Source organism: Bradyrhizobium cedriense (assembly GCF_054602315.1).
This window is the reverse complement of the sequence record NZ_JBTSWB010000004.1, coordinates 644,539-660,560: the sequence shown is the minus strand read 5'-3', so window position 1 is coordinate 660,560 and position 16,022 is coordinate 644,539. Positions and strand designations below refer to the sequence as shown.

General features: G+C 65.0%; 16 protein-coding genes. 4 read left to right on the top strand and 12 right to left on the bottom strand.

The annotated features are described in order from the left end of the window. Nucleotides 1-71: 71 nt before the first annotated feature. Complete coding sequence (locus tag ACYCVF_RS19720) at nucleotides 72-824, bottom strand: carbonic anhydrase (protein WP_459599097.1); 753 nt, start codon at nucleotides 822-824, stop codon at nucleotides 72-74. 127 nt (nucleotides 825-951) lie between these two features. Further along, the gene (locus tag ACYCVF_RS19715) at nucleotides 952-1,608 is read right to left on the bottom strand and encodes a S24 family peptidase (protein WP_459599095.1); all 657 of its coding nucleotides are present in this window, start codon (nucleotides 1,606-1,608) and stop codon (nucleotides 952-954) included. A 291-nt stretch (nucleotides 1,609-1,899) separates the two neighbouring features. Between ACYCVF_RS19715 and ACYCVF_RS19710 the strand changes: the two genes are divergently transcribed. Both ACYCVF_RS19710 and ACYCVF_RS19705 read left to right on the top strand, forming a co-directional pair. Beyond that, entirely contained in the window at nucleotides 1,900-2,244 is a 345-nt protein-coding gene (locus ACYCVF_RS19710) for a DUF952 domain-containing protein (RefSeq protein ID WP_459599093.1), read from the top strand. After that, a complete protein-coding gene (locus ACYCVF_RS19705; protein WP_459599091.1) occupies nucleotides 2,241-3,338 on the top strand; it encodes a quinone-dependent dihydroorotate dehydrogenase in 1,098 nt (365 codons plus the stop codon). Before ACYCVF_RS19710 ends, ACYCVF_RS19705 begins: the two co-directional genes overlap by 4 nt. A gap of 89 nt (nucleotides 3,339-3,427) precedes the next feature. Here the strand turns inward: ACYCVF_RS19705 and ACYCVF_RS19700 are convergent, their stop codons facing one another. The 5 genes from ACYCVF_RS19700 to ACYCVF_RS19680 all read right to left on the bottom strand — a co-directional run bounded on the left by ACYCVF_RS19700 (nucleotide 3,428) and on the right by ACYCVF_RS19680 (nucleotide 8,728). Next, nucleotides 3,428-4,753, bottom strand: coding sequence for an MATE family efflux transporter (locus ACYCVF_RS19700; RefSeq protein WP_459599089.1), 1,326 nt, complete (start codon nucleotides 4,751-4,753; stop codon nucleotides 3,428-3,430). Nucleotide 4,754: 1 nt separating this feature from the next. Next, nucleotides 4,755-5,489, bottom strand: a complete 735-nt coding sequence (locus ACYCVF_RS19695; protein ID WP_459599087.1) for an MBL fold metallo-hydrolase — start codon at nucleotides 5,487-5,489, stop codon at nucleotides 4,755-4,757. A gap of 21 nt (nucleotides 5,490-5,510) precedes the next feature. Beyond that, nucleotides 5,511-5,816: a DUF6460 domain-containing protein gene (locus tag ACYCVF_RS19690; protein ID WP_459599085.1), complete on the bottom strand. Its 306-nt coding sequence runs from the start codon at nucleotides 5,814-5,816 to the stop codon at nucleotides 5,511-5,513. A 216-nt stretch (nucleotides 5,817-6,032) separates the two neighbouring features. Next, entirely contained in the window at nucleotides 6,033-7,694 is a 1,662-nt protein-coding gene (locus ACYCVF_RS19685; protein ID WP_459599083.1) for an ATP-dependent DNA ligase, read from the bottom strand. After that, nucleotides 7,691-8,728 (bottom strand): ligase-associated DNA damage response exonuclease, encoded by a 1,038-nt coding sequence (locus ACYCVF_RS19680; RefSeq protein WP_459599688.1) that lies wholly within the window; start codon nucleotides 8,726-8,728, stop codon nucleotides 7,691-7,693. Before ACYCVF_RS19680 ends, ACYCVF_RS19685 begins: the two co-directional genes overlap by 4 nt. Nucleotides 8,729-8,864: 136 nt before the next feature. On the opposite strand from ACYCVF_RS19680, the gene ACYCVF_RS19675 reads away from it, so the two are divergent. Both ACYCVF_RS19675 and ACYCVF_RS19670 read left to right on the top strand, forming a co-directional pair. Continuing rightward, nucleotides 8,865-9,791, top strand: coding sequence for a class I SAM-dependent DNA methyltransferase (locus tag ACYCVF_RS19675; protein WP_459599686.1), 927 nt, complete (start codon nucleotides 8,865-8,867; stop codon nucleotides 9,789-9,791). A gap of 116 nt (nucleotides 9,792-9,907) precedes the next feature. Continuing rightward, complete coding sequence (locus ACYCVF_RS19670) at nucleotides 9,908-11,137, top strand: ABC transporter substrate-binding protein (protein WP_459599081.1); 1,230 nt, start codon at nucleotides 9,908-9,910, stop codon at nucleotides 11,135-11,137. A 75-nt stretch (nucleotides 11,138-11,212) separates the two neighbouring features. Here ACYCVF_RS19670 and ACYCVF_RS19665 read toward each other — a convergent pair whose 3' ends face one another. The 5 genes from ACYCVF_RS19665 to ACYCVF_RS19645 form a co-directional block, all read right to left on the bottom strand. Continuing rightward, entirely contained in the window at nucleotides 11,213-12,064 is an 852-nt protein-coding gene (locus tag ACYCVF_RS19665) for an amidohydrolase family protein (protein WP_459599079.1), read from the bottom strand. Between the two features lie 3 nt (nucleotides 12,065-12,067). Beyond that, a complete protein-coding gene (locus tag ACYCVF_RS19660) occupies nucleotides 12,068-13,045 on the bottom strand; it encodes an aldo/keto reductase (RefSeq protein ID WP_459599077.1) in 978 nt (325 codons plus the stop codon). 102 nt (nucleotides 13,046-13,147) lie between these two features. Further along, the gene (locus tag ACYCVF_RS19655; RefSeq protein ID WP_459599076.1) at nucleotides 13,148-14,080 is read right to left on the bottom strand and encodes a sugar-binding protein; all 933 of its coding nucleotides are present in this window, start codon (nucleotides 14,078-14,080) and stop codon (nucleotides 13,148-13,150) included. Between the two features lie 92 nt (nucleotides 14,081-14,172). After that, the gene (locus ACYCVF_RS19650) at nucleotides 14,173-15,255 is read right to left on the bottom strand and encodes an ABC transporter permease (RefSeq protein WP_459599074.1); all 1,083 of its coding nucleotides are present in this window, start codon (nucleotides 15,253-15,255) and stop codon (nucleotides 14,173-14,175) included. Further along, nucleotides 15,255-16,013 (bottom strand): ATP-binding cassette domain-containing protein, encoded by a 759-nt coding sequence (locus tag ACYCVF_RS19645; protein ID WP_459599070.1) that lies wholly within the window; start codon nucleotides 16,011-16,013, stop codon nucleotides 15,255-15,257. Before ACYCVF_RS19645 ends, ACYCVF_RS19650 begins: the two co-directional genes overlap by 1 nt. Nucleotides 16,014-16,022: the final 9 nt, after the last annotated feature.

Here is a 16,022-nt window from a genome sequence, read left to right as displayed (position 1 = left end):
GATATCCGGGACGTCTCGAGCACCGCACCCGGGTGTCGCTTTGCTCATCCGGGCTACGATGGGCCGACGCCTCAGATCGACTTCAGCACGTAGCGCCGGTTGTCCTTCTGCACCGGGCGCGCGTTCATCGGATAGAGCTTTGCGAACGCCGCGACGTCGGCGGCCGACACCTGGATTGGGGTCGTCAACAGCAGCCATTCGACCACTTCCGAGCAGGGCGGCGTCGTCAGCGAGCCGGGATAGCGGTAGTAGCTGAGCTGGGCCGGCAGCATCGCATGCGGATCGATGCCAGCATCGGCCTTCACCGCCGGACCTTCGCTCGCGGGCATGGTCTTGACGATCTTGCTGAACGCCGGGTTCTGCCGGCCTTCCGTCATCAGCACGCCGACCACGGCAAGACCGCCGGCTTCGTTGCGATGAACGAAGTGCGCTTCCATCGGAAAATTCTTGCCGCCGATCATGTGCTCGCTCGGGCGGTGGAAGTGCACCTGAAGCAGCTTGTACTTGGTGTCGCCGAGCGTGAGCGTGCTGCCTTCGCTGAAATTGAGCTGGATGGTGTGGCCGTTGTTGACGATGGTGTCGGCGCTCTTGCCCCAATTCAGCTTCAGCGCCGGCAATTGCGATTTCACCGTCGCCTCGATGTCGATCGGGGATTGCTGCAGGCCGATGCCGCAGGCCTTGTTCGCCGTGTCGAGGTCGCCCCATTTCGCCGGGCCACCGGTACCCTCGTAGCTCCAGTGCGCACCTTCGGCGGCAAAGGCCGGTTTGCAGACCGGACAGAGCGCGAGACCGGCAAGGGCCATCAATGCGTGACGACGATTCATGATCTTTCCCCAGAAATGCATGTTTGCCAGAAATTGGCGCAGGGAACCTATGCGAGCGGTGTTCTGAGTCGCAAGCTCGTTGGAACCCGGACTCCGCGCGATCCTGCCCTTGAGATGAACGGGACGTTTACTGGCTCGCCCAAATGATCTTCGCGACCCAAGCCACTTCGCCGGCCGCCAGTCGGCGCTCGCTGTGGGTTGCACCGAGCGGCAGCAACTCCAGGCCTGTCGCGCTGCGGCGCTTCATCGTCGCGACCACGAGCTCGCCTGCCGTCGTTTTCAGCAAGACCCGATCGCCGCCCCGGATTCGTCTGTCGCGTGAGACGAGGATGATGTCCCCATCTCGGTAGATCGGCATAAAGGCCTCGCCGGAGAGCTTCAGCCCGAAGCTGCGACTATCGGCGGAGGCCGGAAGCCTGATCGAGGTCCAATCCTTTCCGGCCGGCGAGCCGGCGTCGTCGAACGCACCGCTCGCACCGGCGCGCGCGAAGCCGAGCAGCGGGACCATGCGGCTATCGCGGGCGTCGCCATTGTCGACCAGTCGGGCGAAGGTCTCCATCGAGGCGTCGGTCGCCGCGAGTGCCTTCGCGATCGATTCGGTCGAGGGCCAGCGCGCGCGCCCCTCGGAGGTGACACGCTTGGACCTGTTGAAGGTAGTGGGATCGAGCCCGGCGCGCTTGGCGAGCCCAGATGGCGACAGTCCAGCTCGCGCCGCCAGCCGATCCAGCGCGCCCCAGATCTGGTCGTGGGTCAGCATCCTCTGCGCTTTGGCCTGTCTGACCATCGAAGGTCCAGCCCGTCGCAACTCAGGAAAACTGTCCTCAAATCAACCGGTTTTCCGTTTTTCACGCAAGAGGCGGCGGCGGAGACCTGCCAGGCCAAGTCGAGACCGGTTTGCGTCGAGAAAGCGCGTCAAAACAGGAGTTTGGAGTCCGCCCCAAATTTCATCGGAGCGGAGATGGCTGTAACCCTTGAGTTCGGAGGGGGCGGCCTTTACGGTCGCGCCGGGTTTGAAGGACCCGTTCGAAACGAAAAACCCCAAGAGACTCAAAGAGCAAACAGGGCTGCGGAAGCGGTGGTCAAGATCTACAAAATCTGTCCGGCCTCGGCCTGGCGCGAGGCGGAACGGCAGGGTGTCTACAGGGGCAGCGCGGACGATTCGCGCGACGGTTTCATCCATTTCTCGACCGCAGCCCAGGTTCCCGAGACCCTGCGGAAGCATTATTTCGGGCAGCGTGCGCTGTTCCTGGTCGAAGTCGACGGCGATGCGCTTGGCAGCGAATTGCGCTGGGAACGTTCGCGCAATGACGAGCTGTTTCCGCATCTCTATGGCGAGCTCGATCTCGGCGCGGTGCTCGCGGTGATGAACCTCAACACGCGCTCGGACGGCGGTCACGACGTTCCGGAGCTTGCCCCGTGATCCGCGCCTTCGACGCCTTGTCGCTGCCGGTGCTGCGCTGGCTCGATCCGGAGGATGCGCATCGCCTCGCGATCCAGGGCCTGCGCTTCCTGCCGCCCGTCAAGCCGCGCCCCGACGATCCCAAGCTCGCCGTGCGCGCCTTCGGGCTCAACTTTCCCAATCCGATCGGGATGGCCGCAGGCTTCGATAAAAGCGCGGAGGTGCCGGACGCACTGCTGCGACTCGGCTTCGGCTTCGTCGAGATCGGGTCGGTCACGCCGAAGCCGCAGGCGGGCAACCCGCGGCCACGACTGTTTCGTCTGGAGCGCGACGAGGCCGTGATCAACCGCATGGGCTTCAACAACGACGGCGCCGAGGTTGCGCTGCGCCGGCTCGCCGCGCGCGCCCAGCACGGCGGCATCGTCGGCGTCAATGTCGGCGCCAACAAGGATTCGCCGGATCGCGTCGCCGACTACGTCAAGCTGATCGAGACCTTCGCGCCGGTGGCGAGCTACTTCACCATCAATGTCTCCTCGCCGAACACGCCCGGACTGCGCAACCTGCAGGAAGGCGCACTGCTCGACGAGCTCCTCGCGCGCGTGATCGACGCGCGCGAGCGGGTGCGGCAGAAGGCCGGCGACACGCCGGTGCTCTTGAAGATCGCACCGGATCTGAGCCTTGCCCAGCTCGACGATGTCGTGCAGGTCGCGCGCTCCCGCCGGGTCGACGGGATGATCGTGTCGAACACGACCATCGCGCGGCCGAGCACGCTGCGCGAGGAGATGCGCGCCAAGGAACAGGGCGGCCTGTCCGGCCGGCCGCTGTTTCGCCTGTCGACGCGCATGGTCGCCGAGACCTATGTGCGCGTCGAGGGCGCGTTCCCGCTGATCGGCGTCGGCGGTGTGGACTCCGGCGGCGCCGCGCTGACGAAGATCCGTGCCGGCGCCAGCCTGATCCAGCTCTATTCCTCGCTGGTGTACAAAGGCCTCGGCCTCGTCGACGACATCAAGCGCGATCTCGCCTCGACGCTGCTCCGCACGGGGCGGGACTCCTTGTCCGAAATCGTTGGTGCCGATGCGGCTACCCTCACGGCGGAAGACTGGCCGGGGATGTAAGTCCCTCGTACCCGGATGCAGCGCAGCGCGCCGTCTTCGGCGTGGTGCGCTGCTCCCGGGGGCACGAACATTCTCTCGCTGCGCTCCGCCTACGGCTTCGAAAACGTCGACCGGTACAGCGCCGGATAGCGCGCGCCCTGCAAGCCGCCGCGGGCGACGTAGAACGCGATCAGCGCGCTCCACAGTCCAGTATTGCCGAAAGATTGCAGCGCCAGCCAGACGCCGAAAAAGATCACTAGCGAGGCCAGCATCAGATTGCGCATCTCCCGCGCCCAGGTCGCGCCGACATAGATGCCGTCGAAGCCGAAGGCAAACACGCCGGGAATCGGCGCCAGCACGATAAACGGCAGGAAGTCGCGCGCGGCGCGGCGGACGTCCTCACTCGCCGTCATGACATTGATCAGGTTGGGCCCGAACAGCGCGAACAGCACGGCGACGACCGTTGCCAAACCGAGACCCCAGAGCAGTACCAGCCTAGTCGAATCCGCAAATCCCTTGGCGTCGCGCGCGCCAAAACTGCGGCCGCAGAGCTGCTGGGCTGCGTTGGCGAGACCGTCGAGGAAGAAGGCACTGACCAGGAGGAAATTGTTGAGCACGGAGTTCGCCGCCAGCGTGACGTCGCCGGCGCGCGCGCCCTTGGCGGTGAAGAACAGGAACACTGCGATCAGCGCCGCGGTGCGGATCATGATGTCGGAGTTCACTGCCAGCAGACGCATCAGTTTTGCGCGATCGAACAGCGTTGCGCGGGGTACCCTGAAGCCTCCGGCGGCATAGCGGCGGCAGACGATCACGCCCAGGACGAAGCCGATCGTCTCCGAGAGCAGCGCGGCGATCGCCGCGCCGGCAATGCCGGTGTCGTAGACAAGCACCAGCAAGATCGTTGCCACCATGTTGATGAGGTTGATGACGACCTGGAGCGCAAGGGCGGGATTGGCGCGGGCCTGTCCAACCAGCCAGCCGAGCACGACGTAATTGGCGAAGGCGAATGGCGATGACCAGATCCGGATCATGAAATAGGTTTTCGCCGCGCGTGTCACGCCTTCGCTGCCGCCCATCAGGTCGAACAGCACCGAGGTCAGCGGCAGCTGCAGCGCGATCAGCCCGGTGCCGATCAGGCCGGCAACGATGAAGCCGCGCACCAGGATCGCGGTCTGCTCGCGCGTCTCGCCGGCGCCCAGCGCCTGTGCGGTGAAGGCGAGCGTGCTCATGCGCAGGAAGCCGAACAGCCAGAACAGGCAGTCGAAGATGACGGAGGCCATCGCAACGCCCCCGAGCAGCGCGGCATCGTCGAGCCGTCCGACCGCGATGGTCGAGACCACGCCGATCAGCGGCGTGGTCAGGTTCGCGACCATCGCCGGCCCGGCGATGGCGAAGACCTGGCGCGAGCCGATCCTGGGATGAACCGGTGCGTGCATGTCAGAACACGAGCACCATGCCGTCCTCTGCAGCGAGATGCGGCACTTCGTCCAGACGCGACAGCATATCCTCGCTCATATGGGTGAGGACGAGCCGCTTGGCGCCGATGTCGGGCAGATGCTGTTCCAAGGTCTTCAGGCTGAGGTGGTTCTTGACCACCTTCTCGTACATGTAGGCTTCCGCGATGAAAAGGTCCGCGCCATGCGCCAGCGGAATGAGCGCCTCCGTCCATTCGGTATCGGCGCTGTAGGCGAGCGTGCGCCCCTCGGCCTCGACCCGATAAGCCAGGAATGGCCCGCCGGATTCGCCGTGCACGACCGGATAGGGTGTCGCCGTCACCGGACCGAAGCTTTGCCTTTGCTCGGGGGCGAGTTCGATCACTTTCAGCTCGAACCGCTGGTTGGCCTTTGAGGAATGCTCGAACAGCGCTTCCATGACCTGGGCAAGCCGCGCCGCGATGCCTTGCGGACCCGCGATCGTCAACGGCCGCGTCCGCCGCGAGAATTGCGCGTCGAGCAGGACAAACGGTAGCCCGCCAAAATGGTCGCCGTGGAAATGCGTGATCAGGATCAGATCGATCTCGTTGCGGTCGATCTCGAGCCGCTTCAGCGCCGGCAGAGCCGACGCGCCGCAATCGATCAGGAAGTTGGCCTCGCGCCCGGAGACGTGGAAGCAGGTGTTGAGCCTGCCGCCAGAACCGAAAGCATCGCCGCAGCCGACAAAGCGCAATTGCATCGGCGGCGAGCCCTCAGGATCTCACCGGCCGCGCGGCGTCCCGAAGACGCGCGAGAGCAGCCAGATCGGGATCACGATGACGGCGCCGAGCAGGAAGTAGCGCCACAGCCAATTCACGGCATCGAAGCCGAGATCCCAGAGACGCTGGAACAGCAGACGAATGCTGTAGATGATGTTCCAGGGGTCGAAGCCGATCGCGGCCAGCACAACGCCGACCAGGATCGAGAGCAGGACCAGGCGAAACGCGACCGCCAGCGGGGAGCCGCCGAGAAAGCGGTGCAGGCCGTCGCTGCGGCCGGCCGGCAAATCTCTGACGTCTTGGACCATCGCAAACTCCTCAGGGGATTCGACCCCATTATAGGGCACGGCGAGGCACATGGGGAACCCGCAATGGGGCGTCAATCGGGTTACTGGAGTTTAATTCGCGCGAGCAACAGAGCTTCGGTCGTGGCGCGTCGCCGGCCGCGGGCCCCTTAACCTCTCCGCTTGCGGGAGAGGGAGCGGACTGTCGTCGCGGCGACATCGAGCTTCAAGCCTCACGCTTCACACATCAATCTCCGCCGCTTCCGCCTTCAACATATTCTCCAGCGTTTCCAGCCGGTCGGCCTCGCGCGGCGGCTTGTCCCAGCGCAGGCGGCTGATGCGGGGAAAGCGCATGGCGACGCCGGACTTGTGTCGCGGCGAACGCTGCAGACCCTCGAACGCGACCTCCAGCACGAGCCCTTTCTCGCCCTCGTGCACGACATGACGCACAGGACCGAACTTTTCCGTGGTGTTGCGCCGGACGAAGCGATCGATCTGGAGCAGTTCCTCGTCCGTGAAGCCGAAATAGGCCTTGCCGACCGGCACCAGTTCGTCGCCCGTCTCGCCCTCGGTCCAGACGCCGAAAGTGTAATCGGAGTAATAGGACGAGCGCTTGCCGTGGCCACGCTGCGCATACATCAGCACGGCGTCGATGATGTGCGGATCGCGCTTCCACTTCCACCACTGGCCCTTGGGCCGCCCGGGCAGATAAGGCGCATCGCGGCGCTTCAGCATCACGCCCTCGACGGCGTCGGCATCCTCGCCGGCACCTGCGCTCGCCGGATCGGCACGCGCCGCGGTGAGTGCGTCCCAGTTCGCAAAGTGCACGGTCGGCGACAGATCGATGCGGGGATCGTCAAGCTTCCCAACGAATCTCTCCAGCCGTTCACGTCGTTCGGCAAAAGGCAGCTCGCGCAGATCGCTCTCGTCATCACCGAGCAGGTCATAGGCACGCAAGTGAATTGGAAAATCCTTGATCAGCTTCGGCGAGACAACCTTGCGGTTGAGGCGCTGCTGCAGCACGTTGAAACTCTGCACGCGGCCTTCGCGCAGGATCAGAAGCTCGCCGTCGATCGCGCCGGGCAGGCGCAGCGACGGCACGAGATCAGGAAAGTTGCCCGTGATGTCCTCGCCGGTGCGCGAATAGAGCCGCGCCGTGATGTGGCCGCGATCGTCGCGGCCGGCCACTGCCTGCACGCGGATGCCGTCCCATTTCCATTCGGCGATGTAATCGGCGGGATCGAGCGCGGCGAAATCCGTGTCCTCGATCGCATGCGCCAGCATCACGGGCCGGAACGGAGCCGGATCGCGATTGACGGGCTTTTCGGCGCGTCCCTCCAGCCAGGCGAACAGGTCGAGATAGGGCGGCGAAAGGCCCGGCCAGATCAGCTCGACCTCATGCGGGTCCTTGTCGCCCAGCGCGGCAGCCGCGGTCTTGGCGAGGCGCGCGGAGATGCCGATGCGCAGCGCGCCGGTGACGAGCTTGAGCAGTGCCCAGCGGCCCGTCTCATCCAGCTCATCGAGCCAGCGCTCGAGCTGCTTCGGCAATTCGGTCTTTCCGAGCGTGCGCAGCGTGGTGACGACCTCGGTGAGCGTCGGGGGTGGCGGGTTGTTGTGCGCGGCGAGCTCGGCCTTTGGCCACATCAGCGCGACCGTCTCCGAGAGATCGCCGACATAATCATAGGAGAGCCCGAACAGCACCGGATCGGTGCGCGCTGCGATGAGATCGCGGATCAGTGCCGGCTTGGCGTGCTTGAAGCTGAGCGCGCCGGTCAGCGCGGCCAGCGCATAGCCGCGGTCGGGATCGCCGACCTCGCGAAAATAGCCGGTGATCAGGCGAAGCTTGTTGTTGCGGCCGGGCTCATAGGCGAGGCGGTCCAGCAGTTCGGCGAAGCGGTTCATGCCTCGGCCTCGCCCTGGATCGGCGCCTCGCTCTCCTCCTCATCGCCATAACCGACGAGATCGAGCGGCCGCGCTTTGAGGCCTTTGCTCTGGCACCAATGCACCAGCGCGTCTTCCTGGCCGTGGGTGACCCAGATCTCGCTGGCGCCGGTCGCGCCGATCGTGGCGGTGAGACCGTCCCAATCGGCGTGGTCGGAGATCACCAGCGGCAGTTCGACACCGCGCTGTCTCGCCCGGGCACGGACGCGCATCCACCCCGACGCGAAGGCAGTGACCGGATCGGGAAAGCGCCGCGTCCAGAGATCGGAAGTCGCCGACGGCGGGGCCAGCGTGATGGTTCCGGCGAGCGCGGCCTTCTTCACGCCCTTCACCGGCCTGAGCTCGCCGAGTTCGATGCCGCGGCCCTGGTAGTACTCGGTGATCTTCTCCATCGCGCCATGCAGGTAGATCGGCGCATCATAGCCGGCCTGGCGTAGCAGTGCGATCACGCGCTGGGCCTTGCCAAGCGAATAGGCGCCGACCAGATGCGCGCGCTCCGGAAACAGCGCGACGGACGCGAGCAGTTTCTTCACCTCGTCGGCTGCATCGCCGTGCCGGAACACCGGCAGGCCGAACGTCGCCTCGGTGATGAAGACGTCGCATGGCACCAGCTCGAACGGCGGGCAGGTCGGGTCAGGCGCGTCCTTGTAGTCGCCGGAGGCCACGATGCAGGTGTCCTTGCACGTCACCGCGACCTGCGCCGAGCCCAGCACATGGCCGGCCGGATGAAACCTGACGCGGACATCGCCGAGCCGGATCTCCTCGCCATAGCGGATGACTTGCGTCGATCCGGCAAAGTCGTCGCCGTAGCGCAGCCGCATCATGTCGAGCGTTTCCTGCGTCGCCAGCACCGCGCCATGGCCGGCGCGGGCATGGTCGGAATGGCCGTGGGTGATCACGGCGCGCTCGACCGGGCGGACAGGGTCGATATGGAAGCCGCCGGGCTTGCAGCACAGGCCGCTCGCGACTGGCAGCAGGATGTCTTGCGGACGCATGACGGTCATATAGGGAGCGGCCGCCCCAAATGAACCCGTCAGGCGCGGGCTTGACCCGCGTGTCCATCCCTCTAAAGAGTTTCCTTTTTGATCGATTGCCGGGACAAGTCCGGCAATGACGGCTCCCGGTTCCTCGATGCCCCTGCGCCTGTTCCTGTCCTCTGGCGATCTCATGGCCGACCGCCGTTTCGAGTTCGCGCGCGACCTCCAACTCAAGGGAGATCTGCTGGCCGCCGCGGACCTTCTGGAACAGACGATCGAACTTGCGCCGAACTTCACCTCGGCCTGGTTCACGCTCGGCGAGATCCGTCAGCAGCTCGGCGAGCGCGACAAGGCGATCACGGCCTTTCGCAAGTCGCTCGACTCCGATCCAGAGGATCGACACGGCGCCGGCCTGCGCCTGATGCGGCTCGGCGTCGCAGAGATGGCGGAGATGCCAAAGGCCTATGTGCAGACGCTGTTCGATCAATATGCGCCACACTTCGAGCACGCGCTGATCAACGATCTCGGCTATCGCGCGCCCGCGCTGATCTTCAGGTCGGTGCTGGCCGCGCGCGGCGCCGCCAAGAAGCCCGCCTACTTCAAGCGCACGATCGATCTCGGCTGCGGCACCGGGCTCGCGGCCGCTGCCTTCAACAAGCAGGTCGATCATTTCATCGGCATCGATCTATCTCCCGGAATGATCAGGGAGGCGCGTGCGACCAAGCTCTACGCCGAGCTCGAAGTCGCCGACATGATCGAGAGCCTGCGCGGCAAGGCCGACGCGAGCGCAGACCTCATCGTCGCCGCGGACGCCTTCGTCTATCTCTCCGATCTCGCACCGGTGCTCACCGAAGCCTGCCGCGTGCTCGTGTCCAGCGGCGTGCTCGCCTTCACGTTGGAGACGCACGATGGCAACGGCATCGTTCTTGGCGAAGGCCTGCGTTATGCCCACTCCGCGGAATATGTCCGCGGCGCGATCGCCAACGCGGACCTCAAGCTGCTGACGCTGGAGCCGGCCTCGCCGCGCATCGAGAACAACGAGCCGGTGCGCGGCCTCGTCGTCGTCGCCGAGAAAACTTGAGTCTAGGCGCTGGATTTCAAGCGATTTGAGCGTCATTGCGTCGCAAAGCTGCGACTTCCCACTTGCGGGCCGAGCTACGATGCCAGCACAATGCTCTCGCTAGGGAGAAACAAATAATGACGAAGAATCCATCGCGGCGCGATTTCAGCGCCGGCGCGCTCGCCACCATCGCCGCATCCACATTGCCCGCACCTTATGTCTGGGCCGCGAACAAGAAATACGATGCGGGCGCCAGCGACACCGAAATCAAGATCGGCCAGACCGTGCCGCATTCCGGCCCCGGCTCGCTCTACGGGGTGCTCGGGCGGATCGGCGAGGCCTACTTCCAGATGCTGAACGAGAAGGGCGGCATCAACGGACGCAAGGTCAAATTCCTCACCATGGACGACGCCTACAGCGCGCCGAAGTGCGTCGAGGCGACGCGGCGCCTGGTCGAGCAAGAGGAAGTGCTGGCGCTCTATGGCTCGCTCGGCACCGCGCCGCAGACCGCCGTCCACAAATACCTGAACTCCAAGGGCGTGCCGCAGCTGCTGCTTAACACCGGCGCATCGAAGTGGAACAACCCGAAAGAGTTCAAGTGGACGATGGCGGGGCTGCCGCTCTATCCGACCGAGGCGCGCATCCTTGCCCGGCACGTCGTCAGCGTGAAGCCGAATGCCAAGATCGGCATTCTCTATCAGAACGACGATTTCGGCCGCGACTTCCTGGGACCTTTCAAGAAGGTGCTGGCCGACGCCGGCGGCACCGCTCAGGTGATCATGGAGCAGACCTACGATCTCACAGAGCCCACCGTCGATTCCCAGCTGATCAACCTCTCGAAATCCGGCGCCGACGTGTTCTACAACATCTCGACCGGCAAGGCGTCGTCGCAGTCGATTCGTAAAGTGGCCGAGCTCGGCTGGAAGCCGCTGCAGCTTCTTTCCGCCGGCTCGACCGGCCGCTCGATCCTCAGTGCCGCAGGCCTCGAGAACGCCACCGGCATCGTCGCCATCCGCTACAACAAGGAGGTCGGCCTGCCCAAATGGGAGAAGGACCCCGACGTGATGGCGTTCGAGGAACTGCGCAAGAAGTACACGCCGGCGATCGACCCCGACAACACCATCGCCTTTGCCGGTTACGGCCAGGCGGTGACCATGGGCGAGATCCTGCGCCGCTGCGGCGACGAACTGACCCGCGCCAACGTGCTGAAGCAGGCCTCGACGCTCGCAGGCTTCCATTCGCCCTACTTCCTCGATGGCGTCACCTACAGCTACACGCCCGAGGACTACACGCCGATGAAGACGCTGTTCATCTCCACCTTCACCGGCAAGGACTGGGACATCTCCGACAAGCCAATGTCGGAATAGGCCTGGAGAGTGCGCCGCCCCCGCCGCTGCCTCTCCTGCTCTGCAGGAGAGGCAGGAGGACGCCGGCGCTTCGCGCTAAGCCGGAACAGGCAGCTGATACGCCTGCTTCGCATTCACGCCAAAGGCCTTGTCCCGCACGCGCGGGCCAAGCCTCGCCAGACAGGTCTCCAGCGCGGTCTTGATCTCGCCGTAACTTCCGGCAAGCAGGCACACTGGCCAGTCGGAGCCGTAGATCAGCCTGTCCTCGCCAAAACATCCTGCCGCGTGCTCGACGAACGGAAACAGCCGCTCGGCATCCCAGTCATTCCAGATGGCCTCGGTCGCCAGGCCCGAGATCTTGCACCACACATTGCCGCAAGCCGCCAGCGCTGCGATGCGGTCGGTCCATTCGGCGCTGCCGCCGTCGGCGATCGGCGGCTTGGCAGCATGGTCGAGCACGAACCGTGCCTGCGGAAAGGCCTGCGCCGTTGCAATAGCGGCTGGCAGCTCGCGGGTGCGGACGAGGAGATCGCAGGCGAGATCGCGGGCGAACGCAGCCGTGAGGCCGCGCTGGACATCCTCGCGGAGCAGCCAATCCGGATCGGCCTCATCATGGACCTGATGACGAATCCCCACCAGCTTGCCGCCGCCGGGCAAGGCACGCAGGCAATCAAGCGTTTCGTCGAGGGCGCCATCCGTCAAATCAGCCCAACCGACGACGCCGGCGACGAAGGGATTTTCGTGCGCGATGTGCAGGAATTCCTCGGTCTCTTCCAGCGCGGCGCGGCATTGCACCAGGATGCTTGCGTCGATGCCGTTGGCCCTCATGAGCGGCGCGAAATCGGCGGGACCGAAGGCGCGACGGATCGGCGCGAGCTCGACCGCCTCCATCCAGGGATAGTCGGCGCGTGCCGGGTCCCAGAAATGCTGGTGGCCGTCGATGATCATGCCTTACACCCCGCCTGGCAGCGGTGCCCGCGCATCGACGAGCTCTCGTGCACGCAGCTCCTGCCAGAACGCCGGCGGCACCGCGCGCTCCGACATCGCGATGTTCTCGATCACTTCCGCTTCATTGCGCGCGCCCATCACGGCCACCGTCACGGCCGGATGCGCCATGCAGAACTGGACCGCGGCGGCCTTCAGATCGGTGCCGTGCTTGCGGCAGAGCTCATCGAGCGCGAGTGCCCGCGCAACGAGTCCCGCATCGGCATCCTGATAGTTGAACTTGGCGGAGGTCCGCGGATTGGCCAGGATCCCGCTGTTGTAGATGCCGCCGAGCAGGATGCCGATGTTCCTGGTCTGACAGAGCGGAAACAGCGCATTCAGCGCGCCCTGATCGAGCAGGGTGTAGCGTCCGGCGAGCAGGAAACAATCGAACGGCACGGCCTCGGCGAAGCGCACCAGCATCTCCGACTGGTTCATCCCGGCGCCGATCGCTTTGACCGTGCCGTCCTCGCGTAGGCGCTGCAGCGCGCGGGACGCGCTGGCGACGACGTCGTCATAATGGTCATCGGGATCGTGGACCAGCAGGACGTCGACGCGGTCGAGCCCGAGGCGCTCGAGGCTCTCCTCGACCGAGCGCATTACGCCGTCATAGCTGAACTCGAACACCGGGCGCTCGCGCGGCGTACCCTTGTAGTGCTCGTCCTCGGCGGCCGCGCCATCCGGTGCGCGCAGCAGACGGCCGACCTTGGTCGAGATGACGTAGGAGTCGCGCGGCTGCCGTCGCAGGAAAGCGCCCAGCCGCCGCTCGGCAAGGCCAAAGCCGTAGAGCGGCGCGGTGTCGAAAAAGCGCACGCCAAGCGACCAGGCACGCTCGATCGTCGCTTGCGCATCGGCATCGCTTACGGGCGCGAACAATCCGCCGAGCGGCGCGGAACCGAGACCGATTGAGGTGACATCGAGAGCGCCGAGCCGCGAACGTTTCATTTCATTGCCTTCCAGCAGTCTTCTTCCGGAAGAGATCATCTCTCCCGCTTGCGCAAACCGCAAGCGGAAGAGGCATGCAGGAGCGCGGGGCTGGCGGCGCTCTTACTTCAACATCTGCGCGACGTTGTCCTTGGTCACCAGATCGAGGCCGGTGTAGACGATCTCCGGTACCTTCTCGCCCTTCTTGATGGCGAGCAGCGTGTCCATGACCTTCTCGCCCATCTCGAACGGACGCTGGCCGACCAGCGCATTGGCGTAACCGTCGCGCAGGAGCTCGAGCTGCATCTTCAGCGTGTCGGCAACGACAAGCGTGAACTTGCCGGAATCGATGTCCTTTTTATTCCGGGAGGCGAACGCCTTGAAACCTTCGGGGGCGAACATCGGCCAGCCGCCGATCGGAACGATGGCGGCGAGGTCGGGCGTTGCGGTGCGCATATCGGTCATCTGCTGGACCGCGAGCGCGGGATCGTCGTTGCAGAAGGTCGGCGAGCCCGCGACCTCGGTCCATTTCGAGCCCTTCAGCGCCTCGCGCACGCCGTCGACCCGCTCGGCGAGATTCTTGGCGCCGGGACCTCCCGAGACCATCGCGTACTTGCCGCCATCGGGCCGCATCTTCAGCAATTGCTTGCCGAGTGCGACGCCGAATTCCTTGTTGTTGGTGCCGATATAGGCGATGCGCTTGGAGCCCGGTGCGTCGGCATCGAAAGTGATGACAGGGATACCGGCGGCAGTCGCCGCTTCGATCGACTTGGTCATGGCCGCGACGTCAGCGACCGAGATGGCGAGTCCGTCGACCTTCTGGGTAACAAAGTCCTGGATGATCTGGGCCTGCGTCGCCGGCTCGTGCTCCACCGGCCCTTTGTAGATGCACTCGATGTTGCCGAGTTCCTTTGCGCGCTTCAGGCAGCCGTCGCGTGCGAAGTCGAAGAACGGATTGTTCATCGCCTTCGGCACGATGACAAAGCGGTAGTTCGCGGCAAATGCCGGCGTTGCCATCATCGCAACCGCGATGCCGGCAAGAAGAAATTTCCTCATCGTCTCCTCCACCCTTCTCTGGCCCATCCTTTCGAGATACGTCCGGGAAGTGGACAGGCGACATTTTCGTTGCCCTCCCGGAACGACGTACGTCAGATCATCCGCGAGCGGATGCGATCGACCAGCACGGCCAGGATGATGATCACGCCAACCAGCGTCTGCTGCCAGTAGGAGCTGACCTGCGCCAGCACGAGCCCGTTACGAATCACTTCCAGCAGCACGCAACCGACGATGGCCCCGAGCGGGCCGCCGATGCCACCGGCGAGATTGGCGCCGCCGATGACAGCCGCGGCGATCACGTTGAGTTCGTAGGACGTGGCCATGTTGGCGGGCGCCGATCCCAGCCACCCGGAGATGATGATGCCCTGGAGGCCTGCGGCGAGCGCGCAGATCACATAGACCTCGATCTTTACTCGCACCACCGGAATGCCGGTGAGTTCAGCCGCCTTCTCGTTGCCGCCGAGCGCGAAGACGTGGCGGCCAAAGCTGGTGTGGTGCAGCACCACCGCCATCGCCAGCGCGAGGATCATCAGATAAATGAAGGGCACGGGCACGCCGAGGACGTCGCCCGAGGTTGCTGCGTAGAAGTAATCGGCGTCCGGCCCGCCCGGGAAGCTGCCGCGGCCGTTGGAGACGACGTAGCCGAGCCCACGCACGATCGAGAGCATGCCGAGCGTGGTGACGAAGGGCGACAGGCCGAGCACGGCGATGCAGAAGCCGTTGACAAGGCCGGCGACGAGCGCGACGCCGAGCCCGGCGAGGATCGAGACCAGCAGGATCAGTCCGGGCATGTTGGCAACAACGGTCTTGCCGTCGGCCGCCATGTGCACGAACAGCGCGCCCACGGGCGAGCCGGGCGCCGACAACTCGGTCATCACCATCGAGGTGATCATGGCGGAAAAGCACATCATCGAGCCGACCGACAGGTCGATGCCGCCGGTGATGATCACGAAGGTAACGCCGAGCGTCGCAATGGCGATGAAGGAGAAATTCTTCGCCACGTTCTGCATGTTGCCTTCGGTGAAGAAGTACGGGCTGGCGAAATGCATGATCACCAGCAGCACCGCCAGCGCGAGCAGCACATAGCCGGTCTGGGAGGCGAAGATGCCGCGCTGCCACCACCTGATCCGGCCGACATTGGTGAAGCTGATCGGACTTTCCATAGGCATGGTCATCACGCCGCCTCCTTTGCGCCGGTGATCAGGGCGGTGATCTCCTCGGGGGATGTCTGGTGGATCGGCTTGTCGGCACGCTTCTCGCCGCGGCGCATGACGATGACGCGGTCACACACCGCGAACACGTCGGGCATGCGATGCGAGATCAGCATGACCGCGACGCCCTGCTCCTTCAGCCGGTGGATCAGGCCGAGCACCTGCTCGACCTGCCGCACCGAGATCGCGGCGGTCGGCTCGTCCATCATCACCAGCCGCGCATTGGAGAGCCGTGTTCGCGCGATGGCGACCGCCTGACGCTGGCCGCCCGACATCTGCTTGACGAGATCGTCGGGGCGCGTCTCCGAGCGCAGCTCGCCGAACAGCTCCAGCGCGCGCGCAGCCATCGCCTTGTGGTCGAGCAGGGTGATGGGCCCGAATTTGCGCTTCAGCTCGCGGCCGAGGAAGACGTTGGCTGCTGCCGTCAGGTTGTCGGCCAGCGCAAGGTCCTGATAGACGACCTCGATGCCGACCTCGCGGGCATCGACCGGGCGGTTGAAATGGACCACATTGCCGGCAAAGCGGATATCGCCAAGGCTGGGGCGGAAATTGCCGGCGATGATCTTGACCAGCGTCGATTTGCCCGCGCCGTTGTCGCCCATCAGGCCGACCACTTCGCCGGGCAGGATCCGCATGTCGACATCGTGCAGCGCGCGGATCGCGCCGAACTCCTTGCCGATGCCGGTCAACTCGAGAACCGGTGTTGCGTCCGTCTTTGCCATCAGCGGTCT

Bases quoted from the DNA above. Each gene is read 5' to 3' on its own strand.
- ACYCVF_RS19720 (WP_459599097.1), bottom strand. From the start codon at position 824: ATGAATCGTCGTCACGCATTGATGGCCCTTGCCGGTCTCGCGCTCTGT.
- ACYCVF_RS19715 (WP_459599095.1), bottom strand. From the start codon at position 1,608: ATGGTCAGACAGGCCAAAGCGCAGAGGATGCTGACCCACGACCAGATC.
- ACYCVF_RS19700 (WP_459599089.1), bottom strand. From the start codon at position 4,753: ATGCACGCACCGGTTCATCCCAGGATCGGCTCGCGCCAGGTCTTCGCC.
- ACYCVF_RS19695 (WP_459599087.1), bottom strand. From the start codon at position 5,489: ATGCAATTGCGCTTTGTCGGCTGCGGCGATGCTTTCGGTTCTGGCGGC.
- ACYCVF_RS19690 (WP_459599085.1), bottom strand. From the start codon at position 5,816: ATGGTCCAAGACGTCAGAGATTTGCCGGCCGGCCGCAGCGACGGCCTG.
- ACYCVF_RS19685 (WP_459599083.1), bottom strand. From the start codon at position 7,694: ATGAACCGCTTCGCCGAACTGCTGGACCGCCTCGCCTATGAGCCCGGC.
- ACYCVF_RS19680 (WP_459599688.1), bottom strand. From the start codon at position 8,728: ATGCGTCCGCAAGACATCCTGCTGCCAGTCGCGAGCGGCCTGTGCTGC.
- ACYCVF_RS19675 (WP_459599686.1), top strand. From the start codon at position 8,865: ATGCCCCTGCGCCTGTTCCTGTCCTCTGGCGATCTCATGGCCGACCGC.
- ACYCVF_RS19670 (WP_459599081.1), top strand. From the start codon at position 9,908: ATGACGAAGAATCCATCGCGGCGCGATTTCAGCGCCGGCGCGCTCGCC.
- ACYCVF_RS19665 (WP_459599079.1), bottom strand. From the start codon at position 12,064: ATGATCATCGACGGCCACCAGCATTTCTGGGACCCGGCACGCGCCGAC.
- ACYCVF_RS19660 (WP_459599077.1), bottom strand. From the start codon at position 13,045: ATGAAACGTTCGCGGCTCGGCGCTCTCGATGTCACCTCAATCGGTCTC.
- ACYCVF_RS19655 (WP_459599076.1), bottom strand. From the start codon at position 14,080: ATGAGGAAATTTCTTCTTGCCGGCATCGCGGTTGCGATGATGGCAACG.
- ACYCVF_RS19650 (WP_459599074.1), bottom strand. From the start codon at position 15,255: ATGACCATGCCTATGGAAAGTCCGATCAGCTTCACCAATGTCGGCCGG.
- ACYCVF_RS19645 (WP_459599070.1), bottom strand. From the start codon at position 16,013: ATGGCAAAGACGGACGCAACACCGGTTCTCGAGTTGACCGGCATCGGC.